19 protein-coding genes are annotated in these 17,947 nt (G+C 67.1%); 9 read left to right on the top strand and 10 right to left on the bottom strand.

Annotated elements, in window-relative coordinates; genetic code table 11:
• Window positions 1-36 precede the first annotated feature (36 nt).
• On the top strand, window positions 37-1,902 hold the full coding sequence (locus KM176_RS07655; protein WP_160893053.1) for a monovalent cation:proton antiporter-2 (CPA2) family protein: 1,866 nt from the start codon (window positions 37-39) through the stop codon (window positions 1,900-1,902).
• 99 nt (window positions 1,903-2,001) lie between these two features.
• Here KM176_RS07655 and cobT read toward each other — a convergent pair whose 3' ends face one another.
• The gene (gene cobT / locus KM176_RS07650) at window positions 2,002-3,012 is read right to left on the bottom strand and encodes a nicotinate-nucleotide--dimethylbenzimidazole phosphoribosyltransferase (RefSeq protein WP_160893051.1); all 1,011 of its coding nucleotides are present in this window, start codon (window positions 3,010-3,012) and stop codon (window positions 2,002-2,004) included.
• A gap of 76 nt (window positions 3,013-3,088) precedes the next feature.
• Here cobT and cobS point away from each other — a divergent pair, with 76 nt between their 5' ends.
• Window positions 3,089-3,826, top strand: coding sequence for an adenosylcobinamide-GDP ribazoletransferase (gene cobS / locus KM176_RS07645; RefSeq protein WP_311136143.1), 738 nt, complete (start codon window positions 3,089-3,091; stop codon window positions 3,824-3,826).
• Between the two features lie 79 nt (window positions 3,827-3,905).
• Here the strand turns inward: cobS and KM176_RS07640 are convergent, their stop codons facing one another.
• From KM176_RS07640 to KM176_RS07620, 5 genes are all read right to left on the bottom strand, one after another.
• Window positions 3,906-4,415 (bottom strand): CarD family transcriptional regulator, encoded by a 510-nt coding sequence (locus KM176_RS07640; protein WP_160893047.1) that lies wholly within the window; start codon window positions 4,413-4,415, stop codon window positions 3,906-3,908.
• A 282-nt stretch (window positions 4,416-4,697) separates the two neighbouring features.
• Complete coding sequence (gene fdxA, locus KM176_RS07635; protein ID WP_160893045.1) at window positions 4,698-5,036, bottom strand: ferredoxin FdxA; 339 nt, start codon at window positions 5,034-5,036, stop codon at window positions 4,698-4,700.
• Between the two features lie 49 nt (window positions 5,037-5,085).
• Complete coding sequence (locus KM176_RS07630; protein ID WP_160893301.1) at window positions 5,086-5,448, bottom strand: RNA-binding S4 domain-containing protein; 363 nt, start codon at window positions 5,446-5,448, stop codon at window positions 5,086-5,088.
• A 26-nt stretch (window positions 5,449-5,474) separates the two neighbouring features.
• Window positions 5,475-8,333 carry a helicase-related protein gene (locus tag KM176_RS07625; protein ID WP_160893043.1) on the bottom strand — a complete coding sequence of 953 codons (2,859 nt, stop codon included), beginning with the start codon at window positions 8,331-8,333 and terminating at the stop codon, window positions 5,475-5,477.
• A 30-nt stretch (window positions 8,334-8,363) separates the two neighbouring features.
• The gene (locus KM176_RS07620) at window positions 8,364-8,924 is read right to left on the bottom strand and encodes a tetratricopeptide repeat protein (RefSeq protein ID WP_375372119.1); all 561 of its coding nucleotides are present in this window, start codon (window positions 8,922-8,924) and stop codon (window positions 8,364-8,366) included.
• A gap of 67 nt (window positions 8,925-8,991) precedes the next feature.
• Between KM176_RS07620 and KM176_RS07615 the strand changes: the two genes are divergently transcribed.
• Both KM176_RS07615 and KM176_RS07610 read left to right on the top strand, forming a co-directional pair.
• Window positions 8,992-9,291, top strand: a complete 300-nt coding sequence (locus KM176_RS07615; RefSeq protein ID WP_160893041.1) for an SCP2 sterol-binding domain-containing protein — start codon at window positions 8,992-8,994, stop codon at window positions 9,289-9,291.
• Window positions 9,292-9,299: 8 nt separating this feature from the next.
• On the top strand, window positions 9,300-10,262 hold the full coding sequence (locus tag KM176_RS07610; RefSeq protein WP_160893040.1) for an alpha/beta hydrolase: 963 nt from the start codon (window positions 9,300-9,302) through the stop codon (window positions 10,260-10,262).
• On the opposite strand, the gene KM176_RS07605 is transcribed toward KM176_RS07610, so the two are convergent.
• On the bottom strand, window positions 10,253-11,080 hold the full coding sequence (locus tag KM176_RS07605) for a fumarylacetoacetate hydrolase family protein (RefSeq protein WP_160893039.1): 828 nt from the start codon (window positions 11,078-11,080) through the stop codon (window positions 10,253-10,255). The two genes, KM176_RS07610 and KM176_RS07605, sit on opposite strands and share 10 nt — an antisense overlap.
• A 149-nt stretch (window positions 11,081-11,229) precedes the next feature.
• Here KM176_RS07605 and KM176_RS07600 point away from each other — a divergent pair, with 149 nt between their 5' ends.
• The gene (locus KM176_RS07600; protein WP_160893038.1) at window positions 11,230-13,080 is read left to right on the top strand and encodes a M3 family oligoendopeptidase; all 1,851 of its coding nucleotides are present in this window, start codon (window positions 11,230-11,232) and stop codon (window positions 13,078-13,080) included.
• Window positions 13,081-13,305, top strand: a complete 225-nt coding sequence (locus KM176_RS07595; protein ID WP_160893036.1) for a hypothetical protein — start codon at window positions 13,081-13,083, stop codon at window positions 13,303-13,305. It begins immediately after the preceding gene.
• 33 nt (window positions 13,306-13,338) lie between these two features.
• Here KM176_RS07595 and KM176_RS07590 read toward each other — a convergent pair whose 3' ends face one another.
• Together KM176_RS07590 and KM176_RS07585 are read right to left on the bottom strand one after the other, a co-directional pair.
• Window positions 13,339-14,133, bottom strand: coding sequence for a pyrroline-5-carboxylate reductase family protein (locus tag KM176_RS07590; RefSeq protein WP_160893034.1), 795 nt, complete (start codon window positions 14,131-14,133; stop codon window positions 13,339-13,341).
• Between the two features lie 57 nt (window positions 14,134-14,190).
• Window positions 14,191-14,511: a DUF6476 family protein gene (locus tag KM176_RS07585; RefSeq protein ID WP_160893032.1), complete on the bottom strand. Its 321-nt coding sequence runs from the start codon at window positions 14,509-14,511 to the stop codon at window positions 14,191-14,193.
• Here KM176_RS07585 and KM176_RS07580 point away from each other — a divergent pair.
• Both KM176_RS07580 and rpoH read left to right on the top strand, forming a co-directional pair.
• On the top strand, window positions 14,510-15,550 hold the full coding sequence (locus KM176_RS07580; protein ID WP_160893030.1) for an RluA family pseudouridine synthase: 1,041 nt from the start codon (window positions 14,510-14,512) through the stop codon (window positions 15,548-15,550). The two genes, KM176_RS07585 and KM176_RS07580, sit on opposite strands and share 2 nt — an antisense overlap.
• 272 nt (window positions 15,551-15,822) lie before the next feature.
• Window positions 15,823-16,719 carry an RNA polymerase sigma factor RpoH gene (gene rpoH, locus KM176_RS07575; RefSeq protein ID WP_160893028.1) on the top strand — a complete coding sequence of 299 codons (897 nt, stop codon included), beginning with the start codon at window positions 15,823-15,825 and terminating at the stop codon, window positions 16,717-16,719.
• Between the two features lie 225 nt (window positions 16,720-16,944).
• On the opposite strand, the gene KM176_RS07570 is transcribed toward rpoH, so the two are convergent.
• On the bottom strand, window positions 16,945-17,157 hold the full coding sequence (locus KM176_RS07570; RefSeq protein WP_160893026.1) for a DUF1127 domain-containing protein: 213 nt from the start codon (window positions 17,155-17,157) through the stop codon (window positions 16,945-16,947).
• 232 nt (window positions 17,158-17,389) lie between these two features.
• On the opposite strand from KM176_RS07570, the gene KM176_RS07565 reads away from it, so the two are divergent.
• A complete protein-coding gene (locus KM176_RS07565; RefSeq protein ID WP_160893024.1) occupies window positions 17,390-17,884 on the top strand; it encodes a cytochrome b in 495 nt (164 codons plus the stop codon).
• The last annotated feature ends 63 nt before the right edge of the window (window positions 17,885-17,947 follow it).

Here is a 17,947-nt window from a genome sequence, read left to right as displayed (position 1 = left end):
CCGCCCCGGACCGGCCCGCACCCCCAAGGAGGGACCATGGAAGGCTTTCTCTACCAGGCGACGATCTACCTGCTGGCCGCGGTGATCGCCGTGCCCATCGCCGCGCGCCTGGGCCTGGGATCTGTGCTGGGTTACCTGGCCGCCGGTATCATCATCGGCCCGGCACTGCATCTGGTCGGCCAGGAAACCCATTCGCTGCAAAGCTTCGCCGAATTCGGCGTGGTGATGATGCTGTTCCTGATCGGGCTGGAGCTGGAGCCCCGCGCGCTGTGGAACATGCGCCACAAGCTGCTGGGGCTGGGCGGGTTGCAGGTGGTGCTGACCGGCGCCGCCGTGATGGGCGCGGGCATGGTGCTGGGGCTTGAGTGGCGCGAAGCAATGGCGGTGGGGATGATCCTGGCGCTGTCCTCAACCGCGATCGTGTTGCAGACGCTCTCGGAAAAGGGGCTGATCCAGACCCAGGGCGGACGGTCGGCCTTCGCGGTGCTGCTGACGCAGGACATCGCGGTGATCCCGATGATCGCCTTCCTGCCGTTGTTGGCGCTGGCCCCGGCAGAGGGGGCTGCGCTGCATGGCGCATCGGAAGCGCCCCAGGCGGTCGAGGCGGCCCGCTCGCTCATCGACAGCCTGCCGGGCTGGGGCGCGACGCTGGTCACGCTGGGCGCGGTTGCGGTGGTGGTGCTCTCGGGCGCCTATCTGGTGGGGCCGGTGTTCCGCTTCATCCATGCCGCCCGCCTGCCCGAGATGTACACCGCCTTTGCCCTTGCCATCGTGATCGGCATCGCCTTCGTGATGACCCTGGTGGGGCTGTCGCCCGCGCTTGGCACCTTCCTGGCCGGCGTCGTGCTGGCCAACAGCCCGTTCCGCCATGAACTTGAAAGCGACATCCAGCCCTTCAAGGGCCTGCTGCTGGGGCTGTTCTTCATCACCGTGGGCGCCGGGATCGACTTTTCGACGCTGTTCGGGGATCCGCTGCCGATCATCGGGATGGCCGTCGGGGTGATGGCGCTGAAATGGCTGATCCTGTGCGGCCTCGGGCTGATCTTCCGGCTGCGCCGGCGCAACCTGATGCTGTTCACCCTGGCGCTGGCCCAGGCGGGGGAATTCGGCTTCGTTCTGGTCAGCTTCTCGGAACGGCTCTCGGTCCTGCCTTCGGAACTGGCCGCCCGGGTGCTGCTGGCGATCACCCTGACCATGCTGATGACGCCGCTGGTCTTCATCCTTTACGACGTGCTGTCGCGGCGGATGGCGGAGGGCGGCCCGGAGACGCGGGAGGCCGACACGATCGAGGATCGCGGCCCGGTCATCATCGCCGGAATCGGGCGCTTCGGACAGATCGTCAACCGGATGGTCCAGAGTTCCGGCTTCGAGACGGTGGTTCTGGACCACGACATGACCACGATCGAGCTGATGCGACGCTTCGGCTTCAAGGGCTATTTCGGCGATCCGACCCGGCCCGACATCCTGCACGCCGCCGGCCTGCAGGAGGCCCGGGTGCTGGTCGCCGCCATGGACAGCCCCGAGGCCGTGACCCAGCTGGTCTCCTACGCGCGGGCGCAGCGGCCCGACCTGCATATCATCGCCCGCGCCTATGACCGGCCCCATGTCTTCCGCCTCTACAAGGCGGGTGCCGACGACATCGTGCGCGAGACCTTCGACAGTTCGCTGCGCGCCGGGCGCTACGTGCTGGAGAACATCGGGTTGACCGAGTTCGAGGCCGCCGAAGCGGAGAAGATCTTTTTCCATCACGACCGCAAGGCGGTGCGCGAGCTGGCCGAGCTGTGGGACCCCGAGGTGCCGACGCTGAAGAACGCCGCCTATATCGCGCGTTCGAAGGAATTGCAGAAGGACCTGGAGGCGGCGCTGCTGGCGCAGAAGACGGACCGGGACGATGCCGCCTGAGGGGTCGGCACGGCGGCGGCGGGACAAGGAAATGGCGCGGCCCTGACGGGTCGCGCCATGCCTCCGGCGGGGATATTTATGGCCAGATGAGAGAGCCGGTCAGCCCTCCGAGACGCCGGCTTCGGCGAAGGTGGCCATGCCGTTGTGGGCGGCAAGGGCGGCGGCCAGCAGGTTGATCGCGACGGCGGCCCCGGTGCCCTCGCCCAGGCGCAGACCCAGTGTCAGCAGCGGCGCCTTGCCGAGACGCGCGAGCAGCGCCGGATGGGCGACCTCGGCGCTGGCATGGCCGGCGACGGCGTGATCGAGGGCCGCGGGGACCTCTGCGGCGAGGCAGGCGGCGGCGGCGCTGCAGATGTAGCCATCGAGGATCACCGGGATGCGCAGGGTGCGTGCCCGGGCGATGGCGCCGGCCATGGCGGCAACCTCGCGACCGCCGAGGCAGCGCAGCGTCTCGAAGCCGGTTTTCGGGGCATTGAGGGCGACCGCGCTTGCGATGACACGGGCTTTCAGCGCCACGCCGGCGTCATCGAGGCCGGTGCCGCGCCCGGCCCAGTCGGCGGCCTCGCCTCCGAACAGCGCATGGGAGATCGCGGCGGCGGAGGTGGTGTTGCCGATCCCCATCTCTCCGGTGATCAGCAGGTCGGCGGCGGGATCGACCGCCTGCCAGCCGATGTTGAGGGCCTCCAGCAGCTCAGTCTCGCTCATCGCGGGACCTTCGGAGAAATCGGCGGTGGGCCGGTCGAGCTGGATCGGATGGATCGACATGGCGCAGCCGACATGGCCGGCGAGCGCGTTGATCCCGGCGCCGTTATGGCGGAAATTCTCGACCATCTGGGCGGTGACCTCGGCCGGGAAAGCCGAGATGCCCTGTTTCGTCACGCCGTGATTGGCGGCGAAGACCAGCGCCTGGGGGGCTCGCAGCTGCGGGCGGGCATCGCCGCGCCAGCCGGCATACCAGATCGCCAGCTCTTCCAGACGGCCGAGCGCGCCAGGCGGCTTGGTCAGCTGGGCATTGCGGTCCTCGGCGGCGGTGCGGGCGGCGGCATCGGCGCCCGGGGCAGCGGCCAGCGCCCGGCGGAGGTCATCGAGGGAAGAGAGCGTATCGGTCATGGTCCATCCGTTGCATTTGGTGGCGCCTGTGTGTCTAACCCGTCCCAGCATCGGAGCAACAGGAAAGAGGGCTGACGTGAGAGCATGGGATGACCTGCTGGGGGCGCTGAGCCTGCTGAGCCGCCTGCCCCTGCCGGCCCACCAGGCGCGCGGCGCCGCCGGGGCCTGGGCCTGGCCACTGGCCGGCGTGGTGCTGGGCGCCATTGCCGGGGGGATCGGGGCGCTGACGCTGGGGCTGGGGCTGGCGCCCGGGGCGGCGGCCCTGCTGGCGCTGCTGGCCGCCGTGATGCTGGGAGGCGCGCTGCACGAGGACGGGCTGGCCGACATGGCCGACGGGCTTTGGGGTGGCCAGACCCCGGAGCGACGGCTGGAGATCATGAAGGACAGCCGGATCGGCGCCTTCGGGGTGATCGCGCTGGTGCTGTCGCTGGGCGCCCGCTGGGCGGCGCTGAGCGCGCTTTTCGCCGCCTCGCCATGGGCCGGGATCACGGCCATGGTGGCCGCTGGCACGGTGTCGCGGGCGGCGATGGCCGGGGTGATGGCGGCCTTGCCCCCGGCGCGGGAGAACGGATTGTCGCGCGCCGTCGGTCGCCCCGGCGCCCTGGGTGCGGGCCTGGCCATCGCGCTGGCATTGCTGGTGCTATTCGGGATCTGCGGTCTGTCGGGGATCAGCGCCCTGATCGGGGCCGCGCTGGCCGTGGCCCTGACCGCGCGGCTGGCACTGGCGAAGATCGGCGGCCAGACCGGCGACGTTCTGGGCGCCAGTCAGCAGATGGCCGAGGTCGCGGTGCTGCTGGTGCTGATGCCGGGCTGATCCGGGACCCGGCCGGGAGTCGCCCCAAGCAAAAGGGCCGCGCCCTGCGGCACGGCCCCCTGTTCGGTCTCGGAAAGGATCAGGCGGCGCGGCCGACCAGAACCTCGTCCACCTGCTTTGCAGCCGCGACTTCGTCGGCACCGGACACGGCAGCGACTTCGCGGGTCAGCCGCTCCAGCGCGGCTTCGTAAAGCTGACGCTCGGAGTAGGACTGTTCGCGCTGGTCATCGCTGCGGTGCAGGTCGCGCACCACTTCGGCGATGGCGATCAGGTCGCCCGAGTTGATCTTCTGTTCGTATTCCTGGGCCCGGCGCGACCACATGGCACGTTTCACCTTGGCCTTGCCCTTCAGGGTCTTCATGGCCTGGCTCACCACTTCGGGGGTGGACAGGCTGCGCATGCCAACTTCCGTCGCCTTATGCGTGGGCACACGCAGGGTCATCTTGTCCTTCTCGAAGGAAATCACGAAGAGTTCCAGGGAGATGCCGGCGATTTCCTGTTGTTCGATCGACATGATCTGACCCACGCCATGGGCCGGGTAAACAACGAACTCGTTCGGACGAAACTCGGGGGACTTGGACTTGGTCATACAGGTTCTTCCTCAGATACCCTAGTCGCAGAGAGCACGAAAACGCCCGGCGCCGGAGTACGGCACCAAACGTGTTGGAACTCTCTTCAGAAACGGATCTCGTCGCGAGACACGCGCCGGGACCCCTTAGGGGCATGTTTTGTCATGTGTGGGTACCAGATATAGCACAGAATCGGGCGCTTTGGAAGCCTTCTGCACTCTCCCTGCCCCGGCGCCGCAGATCGCGCCCGGGCAGAGGGTCCGGATACCGTCTTGCGGTGGAACGCGTGCCCCGGAGGGGGATCAGCCGCCTTCGCCCGGCGCTTCGGAGAAGTACTTCTCCATCTTGCCGGTCTCGCCGTCGCGTTCCTCGTAGCCGTCCATCGGCTCTTTCTTGGTGATGATCACCGGCCAGAGCTCGGCGTATTTGCGGTTGAATTCGACCCACTTCTCCATGTCCGGCTCGGTATCCGGGCGGATCGCATCGGCGGGGCATTCCGGTTCGCAGACGCCGCAATCGATGCATTCGTCCGGATGGATCACCAGGGTGTTCTCGCCTTCATAGAAGCAATCCACCGGACAGACTTCGACGCAGTCGGTGTACTTGCAGGCGATACAGTTCTCGGTGACGACGTAGGTCATGGCTTACTCTCGAATTCGCTCGGAGGCCTGACTAGACCAGCCCCCGGGATCATTCAAGCGCCTCGCGCCGATCAAGATCGAGTTTCCTGCGGTCGCGCTTGGTGGGACGAGAATTGCCTTCGATCCGGGCGATCGGCGGAACGGGTTTCTCCCGGACCTCGGGCGGAGAGAGATCCTCGTAGAGGGTCTGCGCCTCACTCGCGGGGCCGCGCCGGGTGCCGATGGCCAGCACCTTGATGACCCGGATGGCCTGCCCCTGCGAGAAGGTCAGCACATCACCGGGCGAAACATTGGCGGAAGGTTTGGAAACATGGGCGGAATTGATCCGCAGGTGGCCGCCCCCGGCGCAGGCGGCGGCAAGGCTCCGGCTCTTGAAGAACCGGGCCTGCCACAGCCATTTGTCCGCGCGCATGCGGGGGGCGGCGGGGTCGGACAAGATCAGCTCTTGTCCTTGAGCCCCATCAGGGCTGCCGCGAAGGGATTGTCCGGATCGATCCGGTCCTTCTTCTTGGGCGGTGCGGCCTCGAAGGTCTTGGCCTTGGTGCTGCGCTCGCCGTCGCGGCGCGGCGGCTTGCCGCCCTTGCCCTTGGGACCCTGGCCGGGCTTGCCGCCCTTGCCACGGGGACGTTCGCCCTGGGCGCCGTCGCGCGGCGCGCCACGGCCCTGCGGACGCCCGCCACGGGCATTCTGACGGTTGGCACGGCCACCCCAGGTGAAGGTGTAGAACACCTCGATCTCGGGGGCGGTGTCCTCGGCAGCGGCGTCCGTCTCGGCCCCTTGCGGAGCCTCGGCGGCCGCGTCGGCCTCAACGGCCTCCGGCGCCACCGGTTCCGCGGGGGCGTCAGCGGCCGGGGTTTCCCCGGTCGCCGCCTCGGGCGCGGCCTCGATGGCCGCGTCCGGGGCCACCACGGCCTCCGCCTTGACCTTCTCGCGCTCACCCTTGTCGGCCTTGTAGCCCAGGCCCTGCATCAGGTCCGCGAACTGCTCCAGCGTCATGCCCGTGATCGAGAGCATGTCGGCCTTGGCTTCGAAGCCGCCCTTCGAATCCTCGGGACGCAGCATGTCGGCCAGGCGTTCCAGCATGTCGATGCGGATCGCGCGTTCGCCGGCAGCACGGTAACCGGCCATGGCGAAATAGCCCTGCGGCAGATCGCGCGAGGCCGGCACGGTGACCAGACCCGGCGGCGGGGCCTCGGGGAATTCCTGCAGGTCCTTCGACAGCGACCACAGCACCAGGCGCAGACGGGTCGGCGCGGGCTTCAGCAGAAGCGGCTGGAAGATCGTGTACTGGCCAAAGCGCACACCGTGCTTGCGCAGTGCGCCACGGGACTCCTGGTCCAGCTGCTTGACCTCGTCGGCCACCTCGCCGCGCGGGATGATCCCCAGGTTCTCGACCATGCGGAACGCAAAGCCGCGCGCCAGGCCCGAAAGCGCCTCGTCACGACCAAGGTTCAGCAGCGGCTCGAACAGCGCCGCGACCTTGCGGTCGATGAAGTGCTGCAGGCGACGCTGCACCTTCTGCGCCACATCGGCGCCGGCTTCCTCGTCGACGAAGGCCACCACTTCGGGCTTCATCGGCTCGGAGCCCGCAATCAGCTTGCCCACCGCCTCGGTGCCCCACATCAGGCCACCCTGCTCGGTGAAGTCGATCTCGGTATCGGGCGCGTTGTAGAAACGGTCCGCACGGAGGTTGAAATGCGGCACCAGGGCCTGCAGGCTGGCCTGACGGATCGTCTTCGCCTCCTGCCCCTGCGCATCCTTGTCCTGGCGGAACCGGAAGCCCTCCAGACGTCCCACGAATTCACCCTCGACGGTCACTTCGCCAGTATCACTCACTTCGGCCAAGAGGGCCTCCTTCTGCTTGAGCCGCCGCAACAGTACGCTGGTACGCCGATCCACAAATCTTTGGGTCAGACGCGCATGAAGCGCATCCGACAAGCGGTCTTCTACCGCCCTTGTCTCGCCACGCCAATGACTTTCGTCATCGACCCAGCCCTTGCGCTGCGCAACGTAAGTCCAGGTCCGGATGAAAGACAGCCGTTTCGAGAGCGCATCGATGTCCCCATCGACCCGGTCGATGCGGTTCACCTGCTTGGCAAACCACTCGTTCGGGACCGTGCCGCGCTCGTGCAGGAAGTCGAAAATCCGCGCCAGAAGCGTCGCATGTTCATTCTGGCTGATGCCGCGGAAATCGGGAATGCGCGCCACGTCCCAAAGCAGCCGCACCCCGTCGGCCTGGGTGGCGCGTGCACAAACTTCGGCATCGCGTGCCATGTTCTTCAGCGCAATCAGGTCGTCGGCGTCGCGCGCGCGCAACAGTCGCTCATCTTTCGGCGGCTCTTCCAGCGACCGGATCAGCGCCTCGATCGAGCCGAAGTTCAGACGCGGGTTGCGCCACTGCAGCTTGCGGATCGGCGCGAAGCGATGCTCGGTGATGGCCTCCACCACCTCCTCGTCGAGGGAATGCGCCTCACCCGTCACGCCAAAGGTGCCATCCGACATGCCGCGCCCGGCCCGGCCCGCGATCTGCGCCAGCTCGTTCGGCGCCAATTCGCGCATCCGCCGTCCGTCGAACTTCATCAGCGCCGAAAACGCCACGTGATTCACATCGAGGTTCAGACCCATCCCGATGGCATCGGTCGCCACCAGGTAATCCACGTCACCATTCTGATAAAGCTCGACCTGGGCATTGCGGGTCCGCGGACTGAGCGCCCCCATGACCACCGCCGCGCCGCCCTTCTGGCGGCGGATCAGCTCGGCCATGGCATAGATGTTGTCGACCGAGAACCCGACCACGGCCGAGCGCGCCGGCATCCGCGAAATCTTGCGCGATCCCGCATAGGTCAGCTGCGACATCCGCTCGCGCTTCATGAACCCCGCCCCCGGCACCAGATCGGCAATCACGCCGCGCATGGTCTCGGCGCCCAGGAACAGGGTCTCATTGCGCCCGCGCGCCCGCAGCAACCGGTCGGTGAAGACATGGCCGCGCTCGGGATCGGCGCAGAGCTGGATTTCATCAATGGCGAGGAAATCGCAGCCCATGCCTTCGGGCATCGCCTCGACCGTGCAGACCCAGTACTGGGTGCGCGGCGGCACGATGCGTTCCTCTCCGGTCACCAGCGCCACCACCGAGGGGCCGCGGATGGCGACGATCTTGTCGTAGACCTCGCGCGCCAGAAGGCGCAGCGGCAGGCCGATCACCCCCGTCCTGTGCCCCAGCATGCGTTCGATCGCGTAATGCGTCTTGCCGGTGTTCGTCGGCCCCAGAACCGCCGTGATCCGTCCTTGCCCGGACATGCCTGCCTTTCCCGGAGGGGTCTTCGCCCCTCAGATATCCCGTTCCGAGACTTGCGTCTTCACCCGGTCCAGGCCTTCCCGCGCGCCTTCGTGGCCGGGGTAGACCTGAAGCACCGAGAGAAACCCGCGATAGGCCGCGTCGACTCGGCCCGTCTGCTCCAGGATCATGGCGATACCGAAAGCGGCTTCGTAATTATAGGGGTTCAGTGACACGCACCTGGCAAGGTCCTGCATCGCAAGGCCCAGTTCGCCTTCCTGGTAGAAGGCCTGGGCCCGCATCCGGTAGGCTTCGGCGAAATCGGGCGCATGGTCCACCAGTGCGGAAAGATGACCGATGGCGGCAGTCATGTCGCCCGCTTCGATCGCATCCTCTCCGCGCCGCAAAAGCAGGTCCATGCTGGGGGATCCGGAGCGCGACCAGATCAGCTCCAGCTCGCGCTCGATCTGGGCGGCATCGCCCGCATCGGCGGTCTTGAGGGCTTTCAGAAGCGCCTCTTCGCGCCCCTCGGCCCCGGCCCCGCCGGCCAGCAGAAGTGACGTGGCGAAAAGCCCCGCGACGAACGCTTTGCGGTATATGTTCAGAGCCACCATAATTCCCTACTCTAGCTGCTGCACGGGGCCTGCATAGCCCCATTTCGTAAATTTGAAGGAAGCCGCCATGAGCAAAGTGATCCCGGCCGCTGTCGATGCCCTGAACCGCAAGATCGGGGGCAAGGCCTTCGACGGCGTGGCGAAATTCGTGATCCTGGGCGAGGGCGCGATCATCGTCGATGCAGCCGGCGCCCGCGCCGCCGCCGAGGACGAGGAGGCCGAGGTGACGCTGAGCGCCGAGCAGGAGGTCTTCGAGGATCTGCTGGCCGGCGACCTGAGCCCCACCACCGCCTTCATGACCGGCAAGCTGAAGCTTGACGGCTCCATGCCGCTGGCGATGAAGCTGGGCGGCGTGCTGTCCTCCTGAGATCCGCCATGACCGACGCCTCCCTGCTTCCGGGCCTGCCAGAGGCCCCCTATTTCGCCGCCGATGCCGAAGGCCCCGTGGGCGCGCGCGCCCATTGGGTGCTGGCCAGCGACGGAATCAAGCTGCGGCTGGTGCACTGGCCGCTTGCCGGTGCGAAGGGCACCGTGCTGATCTTCACCGGCCGCACCGAATATGCCGAGAAATACGGCCGGGCGGCGGCGGATCTGGCGGCGCGCGGTTATGCCTGCGTGACGCTGGACTGGCGCGGACAGGGGCTTTCGCAGCGGGTGGCGGGCGATCCCGCCCTGGGCCATGTCGGTCATTTCGCGGATTACCAGCGCGACGTGCAGGCGCTGCTGGGCGCCCTGCCCGCCCTGGGCGTCACCGAACCGCTGTTCCTGGTGGCGCATTCCATGGGCGGGGCCATCGGGCTGCGTGCCCTGCATGACGGGCTGCCCGTGAAGGCCTGCGCCTTCACCGCGCCGATGTGGGGCATCCGCCTGTCGGCGGCGATGGAACCGCTGGCCTGGGGCATCTCGTGGCTGGCCGGGCAGATCGGCCACCGCGAAAGCCGCGCGCCCGGTACGAAGGCGGAGACCTATGTCCTCTGGGAAAGCTTCGAGGCCAACCAGCTGACCCATGATCGCGACATGTTCGACTACATGCGCCGCTATGCGCAGAACCACCCCGAGGCGCTGATCGGCGGCCCTTCGATGGGCTGGCTTCTGGCCGGGCTGCGGGAAACCTTCGCGCTGGCAAAGATGCCCTCGCCGGACCTGCCCTGCGTCACCTTCCTGGGCGAAGAGGAATCCATCGTCAGCGCCGAGCGCATCACCGCCCGCATGGCCCGCTGGCCGAAGGGAGAGCTGGTGATGGTGCCCGACGCCTATCACGAGGTGATGATGGAGGGCCCGGAGATCCGGACCCGCGCCTTCGACCGCTGCGCGGCGCTGTTTGACGCTCAGTCCTGAACGACCTGCTGGCGCTGGCGGCCCAGCTTCTCGATCGCCAGCTCCATCACGTCGCCCTCGCGCAGGTAGCGCGGCGGCGTCAGCCCCATGCCGACCCCAGGCGGCGTGCCGGTCGCGATGATGTCGCCGGGATGCAGGGTCATCATCTGGCTGATGTAGGAAATCACCTGCGCCGCCCCGAAGATCATCTTCGCCGTGGTGCCCGACTGCATCCGTACCCCGTTCAGATCCAGCGACAGCCGCAGATCCTGCGGATCACCGACCTCTTCCGGGGTGACCAGCCAGGGGCCGACCGGCGCGAAGGTGTCGCAGCTCTTGCCCTTGGTCCAGGTGCCGCCGCGCTCGATCTGGAAGGCGCGTTCGGAGACATCGTTGACGATGGTATAGCCCGCGACATGGGACAGCGCGTCTTCCTCGCTGACATATTGCGCCCGCTTGCCGATGACGATGCCCAGCTCGACCTCCCAGTCGCCCTTGGTGGCGCCGCGCGGCAGGCGCACGGTGTCGTCGGGCCCGCAAAGCGCACTGGTGGCCTTCATGAACAGGATCGGCTCCTCGGGCTCGGCCATGCCGGTTTCGGCGGCGTGATCGGAATAGTTCAGCCCGACGCAGACAATCTTGCCCACCCCCGCCACCGGCACCCCCAGGCGCGGCGTGCCCTCGACCAGCGGCAGGGTCGCGGGATCGGGCGCGGGCAGCTGCGACAGGGTCACGCCGCCGATGTCCCGCACCAGCCCCGACAGGTCGCGGATGCGGCCCTCGCCGTCCAGAAGCCCGGGCTTTTCAAGGCCGCGCGGCCCGTAACGCAGGTAACGCATTTGAGGATCTCCTTCCTTGGTCGCGCGAAGCCTCTGACAGGAAAGCGGCTTTGGCAAGCACCCCGCACCGGATCGCATTCCTCCGGCGGCTTGCTGCGGAGGGGGATGCGGCCTATCTCTGGTATCGGTTCGCTATTCCAGGAGGACGAATGACACGCCTGCCCCTTGCCGCCCCGATCCACCCGATCCGGATGCTGGACGCCAATGCCACCGAAACCGGTGGCGATGCGGCACCCTTCGGCAACCTGCCGGAATGGGATCTTTCGGACCTGTACACCTCGGCCGATGCGCCGGAACTGAAGCGCGATCTCGACTGGCTGGAAACCGCCTGCCGCAGCTTCGCGGAAGATTTCGAAGGCAAGCTCGGCACGCTCGACGCGCCCGCCTTCCTTGACTGCGTGAAGCGCAACGAGCGTATCAGCGCGGTGGCCGGACGCATCATGTCCTTCGCCGGGCTGCGCTACTACCAGCTTTCGACCGAAGGCGAGCGGGTGAAGTTCCTGTCCGACATGCAGGACCGGATCACCACCTTCACCACGCCGCTGGTCTTCTTCACGCTTGAGATCAACAGGCTGCCGGAAGACTATCTGGATAAACTGTTTTCCCAGGATGCAGAGCTGGCGCGTTACAAGCCCGTCTTCGACCGTATCCGCGCCATGAAGGACTACCAGCTTTCCGATGAGCTGGAGAAGTTCCTGCACGATCTCGGCGTCGTGGGCGATGCCTGGGAAAAGCTGTTCGACGAGACGATCGCCGGCCTCAGCTTCACCGTGATGGGCGAAGAGCTGAACATCGAAGGCACGCTGACGCTGCTGACCGATCATGAGCGCCCCAAGCGCGAGGCCGCCGCCCGCGAACTGGCCCGCGTTCTGGCCGCCAACCTGCGCACCTTCGCCCGGGTGCACAACACCACCGCGAAGGAGAAAGAGGTCATCGACCGCTGGCGCGGCATGCCCACCGCCCAGACCGCGCGCCACCTGTCGAACCACGTCGAACCCGAGGTGGTCGAGGCGCTGCGCAATGCCGTGGTCGCTGCCTATCCCCGCCTGTCGCACCGCTATTACGAGCTGAAGCGCAAGTGGCTCGGCCTCGACAAGATGCAGGTTTGGGACCGCAACGCGCCGCTGCCGACCGAAGCGCCCAAGACCGTCGGCTGGGACGAGGCGAAGGAAACGGTTCTGACCGCCTATGCCGGCTTCAGCCCCCGCATGGCCGAGATCGCGCAACCCTTCTTCGACAAGGGCTGGATCGATGCGGGCGTGAAGCCCGGCAAGGCCCCCGGCGCCTTCGCGCATCCGACCGTGACCGACGTGCACCCCTACGTGATGCTGAACTACCTCGGCAAACCGCGCGACGTGATGACCCTGGCGCACGAGCTGGGCCATGGCGTCCACCAGGTGCTGGCCGCCGGTCAGGGCGAAATGCTGGCCTCCACGCCCCTGACGCTGGCCGAAACGGCCTCGGTCTTCGGCGAGATGCTGACCTTCCGCGCCATGCTCTCCAAGGCCGAGACCAAGGAGCAGAAGAAGACGCTGCTGGCCGGCAAGGTCGAGGACATGATCAACACGGTCGTGCGCCAGATCGCCTTCTACGACTTCGAATGCAAGCTGCACGAGGCGCGCCGCGGCGGAGAGCTGACGCCCGATGACATCAACGCCATCTGGATGTCCGTTCAGGGCGAAAGCCTGGGCCCAGCGTTCGAGTTCATGGAGGGCTACGAGACCTACTGGGCCTATATCCCGCACTTCGTGCACTCGCCCTTCTACGTCTATGCCTATGCCTTCGGCGACGGCCTGGTGAACGCGCTTTACGCCGTCTACGAGGACCAGCCCGAGGGCTTCCAGGACAAGTATTTCGAGATGCTCAAGGCGGGCGGCTCCAAGCACCACAAGGCGCTTCTGGAACCCTTCGGCCTCGATGCCTCGGACCCCGCGTTCTGGGACAAGGGCCTGTCGATGATCGAGGGCTTCATCGACGAGCTTGAGGCGATGGAAGACTGAATGCCACCGCGCCGCAGCCTGAAATCACGTCTGCGGCGCGGCCTTGTCCTGGTGCGCAGGTCGGTTCCCCCGGGGTTCCGCCTGCCGCTGGGGCTGCTGCTGATCTGCGGCGGGTTGCTGGGGTTCCTGCCGGTGCTGGGCTTCTGGATGCTGCCGCTGGGCGTGGCAATCGCCGCCCTGGACACCCGGCCGATGTGGCATTGGATGCGCCAGAGGCATCGCTGAGGCGAAACCTTAACATATCCCAATAAGAATTTGTTATTCAGCGATTTTACGCGTCTTCTCAACCGCTGCATCAAGCCCCTCGGCCAGGGCCGCATCAAAGCCGCCCTCCTGCAGTGCCACCAGCCCGGCGGCGGTGGTTCCGGCATAATCCACCATCTCGCGCACCTGGGCGGCGGGGCTGTCGCCCCGGGCCATCATCTGCCCGGCAGCCAGGAACAATTGCCGCGTCGCGCGGTCCGCGACCCGGGGATCGACCCCGTGACCGATCGCGTATCGGGTCATGCTGTCGGCCATGTAGGCCACGAAACCCGGCACCGGGCCGGTCAGCGCCGTGTAAAGCTCCACCTGGGATTCCTCCGGCACCTCGCTCGCCACGCCGCAGGCGCCCAGCAGCGCCTCGACCCGCGCCCGGTCCGAAGCCGTCACCGCCTCTGAACAGGTCCAGGGCGAAAACGCCAGCCGCTGGCGGGCCGCCGGGCTCGACATGGCGCGCACCCCCCGGGCCGCGCCGCTCAGCGCCGCGATCCGCTCCAGCGACAGCCCCGCCATGACCGAGATCACCAGCTTGTCCGGCGCCGAGATGGCGATCTTTCCGGCGGCGGCGGGCGGCACGCAGAGCAGGATCACGTCGCAGGCCCGGGCCAGTTCCGCATTGTCGGAGGTGGCCTGCACGGTGCCGAAACGGTCCAGTTCGGGCGCGGTGCCGCTGGAGTTCGAGACCCAGAACCGGTCCGGGCGCACCACGCCCGAGGACAGGATGCCCGTGGCAATGGCGGCCCCCAACATGCCGGTGCCGCCGATGATGCCGAAGGTGAAATGCGATGTCATGACGGTCTCCCTTGTTGCCTCCCACCCTAGGCGGGACGGCACCGGAAGGCCAACCCCTCAGTCCGAGGTCAGATCGACGCTCTGGCGCAGGGAGCCGGTGGTGGCATCGAAGACCAGGATGCGTTCCTTGCCGTCCTTCATCTTCGTCACGACGGCCACCCAGCCGGTGCCGACGGTCACCGCCTCGGCGGTGGCGCCTGCGGGCAGGGTCAGGCTGTCGGGCATCAGCGGCTCGGGCGTGGCGGAAAAGCGGATGACAACCAGGCCGACAATGCTTACGACGCCGATAATCATCACCACCATCAGCAGCGTGACGAGGCGGCGCAACAGCCGCAGGTTCGCCGGTTCCTGATATTCGGAGGTCTCTTCCTGCGCCATGAGCAGCACTATCCTTCACGTCCTGATCGCGGCCAACCCGCCGTCCCGTCTTGATAAGGCGCTTTCCCGCGATGTTCCAGAGGAGGCGTCCCTGTCGCGGACCCGCCTCGCGCGCCTGATCGCCGAGGGCCAGGTCAGCCGCGACGGCACGCCCCTGACCAATCCCAAGGAAAAGGTGGCCGAAGGCGACGTGATCGCGATCACCGTGCCCGTCGCCGCCGAGGTCGAAACCGTGGCCGAGAAAATCCCTCTCGACATCGTGTACGAGGATGACGACCTGATCGTGCTGAACAAGCCCGCCGGCATGGTCGTGCATCCCGCGCCCGGCTCGCCCTCGGGCACGCTGGTGAATGCCCTGCTGGCGCATTGCGGCGACACGCTCTCGGGCATTGGCGGAGAGAAGCGGCCCGGCATCGTGCACCGCATCGACAAGGAGACCTCGGGCCTGCTGGTCGTGGCGAAATCCGACCGTGCCCATCACGGCCTCGCCGCCCAGTTCGAAAAGCACAGCGCCGAGCGCGCCTATCTCGCGCTTTGCCACGGCGTGCCCGATCCCGGCGATCCCCGGCTGCGCGGCGTCAAGGGCGCCTCCTTCGAAGCCGGCGGCGTGCTGAAGATCACCACCATGCTCGACCGCCACCGCCATGACCGCCAGAAGCAGGCGGTGTTCTTCGACCATGGCCGCCACGCCACCACCCGCGCCCGCACGCTGGAAGGCTTCGGCAACCCGCCCTCGGTCGCGCTGCTGGAATGCCGGCTCGAGACCGGGCGCACCCACCAGATCCGCGTCCACATGGCCCATGCCGGCCATGCGCTGCTGGGCGATCCGGTCTACGGCGGGCGCCGCAAGGCCTCTCCCACGGGGCTGGGCGCAGCCGTTGCCGCCGCCGTCGATGCCTTCCCGCGCCAGGCGCTGCATGCGGCCACCCTGGGCTTCGATCACCCCGCCACCGGCGAACGGATGACCTTCGAAGCCCCGCTGCCCGAAGACATGCAGAGCCTTCTCGACACTCTCGCGACCACGCACAGCCAGGGCTGATCCCTGCGCAGAAACGCAGCGAAACATGCGCACGCAATCTCATGTGCGTATTTGCATAGTCTCTTCGCCTTGCGGTCGCGCCACCGCAAGGCATACTTCCCAACATGACAAACCGGCGTGAAATCCTGAAACACATGGAAATTTATCGTCGGAAAAACGTTAAGCTTCCGTAAGATATTGCAGCGCGGGTGTTGAAGGCCCGCAAGGCGATGTCTATCTGGATGTTAAGCGCCTTCACATAAAGGGCGCCAGGTCAGTGGAAGGATGTGGACTTGAGCAATTACAACACGCTGCCGGCTCCGACCCCGGAAGGGGGTCTGAACCGCTACATGCAGGAGATCCGCAAGTTCCCGATGCTTGAGCCGGAAGAGGAATACATGCTGGCCAAGCGTTGGGTGGAGGATCAGGATACCCAGTCGGCGCACAAGCTGGTCACCTCCCACCTCAGGCTGGCTGCCAAGATCGCCATGGGCTACCGCGGCTACGGCCTGCCCCAGGCCGAGGTGATCTCGGAGGCCAACGTGGGCCTGATGCAGGCGGTGAAACGCTTCGACCCGGAAAAGGGCTTCCGCCTCGCGACCTATGCGATGTGGTGGATCCGCGCCTCGATCCAGGAATACATCCTGCGCTCCTGGAGCCTGGTGAAATTGGGCACCACCTCGGCGCAGAAGAAGCTGTTCTTCAACCTGCGCAAGGCCAAGGCCCGGATCGGCGCGCTGGAAGAGGGCGACCTGCGCCCCGAACACGTCAAGCAGATCGCCAATGACCTGGGCGTGACCGAAGAGGAAGTGACCTCGATGAACCGGCGCATGTCGGGGGGCGATGCCTCGCTGAACGCCACCGTCGGCTCCGAGGGCGACTCCGCCATGCAATGGCAGGACTGGCTGGAAGACGAGGACGCCAACCAGGCCGGCGACTACGAGGAACGCGATGAGCTGGACGCCCGCCGCGAACTTCTGGTCGAGGCGATGGACGTGCTGAACGAGCGCGAGCGCGACATCCTCACGCAGCGCCGCCTGACCGAGGACACCGTGACCCTCGAGGACCTCAGCTCCTCCTACGGCGTCTCGCGCGAACGCATCCGCCAGATCGAGGTGCGCGCCTTCGAGAAGCTGCAGAACCGCATGCGCGAACTGGCCCAGGCCAAGGGCATGCTGCGCCGCATCTGATCTGCGCCGAACCGGCTCCCCATCATCTGGCCAGAAATATCCCGGGGGAGACGGCGCGGCACGCGCCGGCGGGGGCAGCGCCCCCTCCCACCGGCCGGACGGGACACGCACCCCTTCCCGATGCCCCGGCCTTCCCCTCCCGGACAAAGAAAAAGGCGGACCCGACGGGTCCGCCTTTTTTCGTCCCCCGGGCCCGAAGGCGCCGGCATGGGATCACACAGTCGCTTACTGCGCCTCGACGCCCAGCACTTCGGCGACGCGGGTGCGGATGTCTTCCCGCTTCATGCCCAGGTCGGCCAGCTCGCGGTCGGACAGGCAGTTCAGCTCGGCATTGATGCGCGAGGCCTGCATGGCGCGACCGATGCTGCCGAAGAAGCTCAGGATGCCGCGACCGAAGTTCAGCGGAGCGGATTGGATGTTCGTGGTGATAGCGGCCATGATCTGGGCTCCCTTTCTTGGTGTGTGGCTCTGTGTGCCGTTGACCCCTAGATAGCGGCAGCACACGCATAGCGCTAACCCCGTTTGGGTAGTCCCGCCATGCGCCCAGAGCATGGATGTCCGCCCCGCTGGTTTCTGCGATGCCGCACAAGATGCCGCAGCGCGGCAAGTGTGCTTGCCGGACTCGCGATCGCGCGGCATCCTGCCTGCGGAGCCAGGGAGAGACCAAGCCATGACCGCCACCGCAGACGCCACCGGCTACGGCCCGCTGCAGATCGTGCTGCACTGGGCAACCGCCGCGCTTGTCCTGTTCAACTACCTCTACAGCGAAGGCATGGGCCGGGCGCTGCATCTCCGGCTGGAGGGCAGGCCGGCGACCGATCCGGGCCTTGATCCGCAGATCCATGTGGCCGTGGGCATCGCCGTTCTGCTGGCCGTGGTCGCCCGGCTGGGGCTGCGCTACGCGAGCGGTGCGCCCGATGCCGCAGGACAGGGGCGCGCGCAGCAGATCGCCGAATGGGCGCACCGGAGTCTCTACCTCCTGTTGCTGCTGGTGCCGATCGCGGGGCTCGTGGCCTGGTTCGTCGGGATCGAACCTGCCGGTGACGCCCATGCACTGTTTGCCAATGCCCTGATGATCCTGGCCGGGCTGCATGCGCTGGCCGCGCTCGGGCACCATTTCGTGCTCCGCGACGGGGTGCTGCGCCGGATGTTCGTCCCCCGCTAGGCGCGGCGACGCCGGGGCGCGGCACTCAAAGCCATTGATTGCCGCCCCCCACACGTGGCATTC

This window comes from Pseudooceanicola endophyticus, assembly GCF_018760365.1.
Lineage (GTDB): Bacteria > Pseudomonadota > Alphaproteobacteria > Rhodobacterales > Rhodobacteraceae > Pseudooceanicola > Pseudooceanicola endophyticus.
Note: the sequence above shows the minus strand (reverse complement) of the source record. Positions and strands in the feature narration are given on the sequence as shown.

Coding starts and splice junctions, on each gene's coding strand:
- KM176_RS07655 (WP_160893053.1), top strand. CDS start 37: ATGGAAGGCTTTCTCTACCAGGCGACGATCTACCTGCTGGCCGCGGTG.
- cobT (WP_160893051.1), bottom strand. CDS start 3,012: ATGACCGATACGCTCTCTTCCCTCGATGACCTCCGCCGGGCGCTGGCC.
- KM176_RS07640 (WP_160893047.1), bottom strand. CDS start 4,415: ATGACCAAGTCCAAGTCCCCCGAGTTTCGTCCGAACGAGTTCGTTGTT.
- fdxA (WP_160893045.1), bottom strand. CDS start 5,036: ATGACCTACGTCGTCACCGAGAACTGTATCGCCTGCAAGTACACCGAC.
- KM176_RS07630 (WP_160893301.1), bottom strand. CDS start 5,448: ATGCGCGCGGACAAATGGCTGTGGCAGGCCCGGTTCTTCAAGAGCCGG.
- KM176_RS07625 (WP_160893043.1), bottom strand. CDS start 8,333: ATGTCCGGGCAAGGACGGATCACGGCGGTTCTGGGGCCGACGAACACC.
- KM176_RS07620 (WP_375372119.1), bottom strand. CDS start 8,924: ATGGTGGCTCTGAACATATACCGCAAAGCGTTCGTCGCGGGGCTTTTC.
- KM176_RS07615 (WP_160893041.1), top strand. CDS start 8,992: ATGAGCAAAGTGATCCCGGCCGCTGTCGATGCCCTGAACCGCAAGATC.
- KM176_RS07610 (WP_160893040.1), top strand. CDS start 9,300: ATGACCGACGCCTCCCTGCTTCCGGGCCTGCCAGAGGCCCCCTATTTC.
- KM176_RS07605 (WP_160893039.1), bottom strand. CDS start 11,080: ATGCGTTACCTGCGTTACGGGCCGCGCGGCCTTGAAAAGCCCGGGCTT.
- KM176_RS07600 (WP_160893038.1), top strand. CDS start 11,230: ATGACACGCCTGCCCCTTGCCGCCCCGATCCACCCGATCCGGATGCTG.
- KM176_RS07595 (WP_160893036.1), top strand. CDS start 13,081: ATGCCACCGCGCCGCAGCCTGAAATCACGTCTGCGGCGCGGCCTTGTC.
- KM176_RS07590 (WP_160893034.1), bottom strand. CDS start 14,133: ATGACATCGCATTTCACCTTCGGCATCATCGGCGGCACCGGCATGTTG.
- KM176_RS07580 (WP_160893030.1), top strand. CDS start 14,510: ATGAGCAGCACTATCCTTCACGTCCTGATCGCGGCCAACCCGCCGTCC.
- KM176_RS07585 (WP_160893032.1), bottom strand. CDS start 14,511: ATGGCGCAGGAAGAGACCTCCGAATATCAGGAACCGGCGAACCTGCGG.
- KM176_RS07570 (WP_160893026.1), bottom strand. CDS start 17,157: ATGGCCGCTATCACCACGAACATCCAATCCGCTCCGCTGAACTTCGGT.
- KM176_RS07565 (WP_160893024.1), top strand. CDS start 17,390: ATGACCGCCACCGCAGACGCCACCGGCTACGGCCCGCTGCAGATCGTG.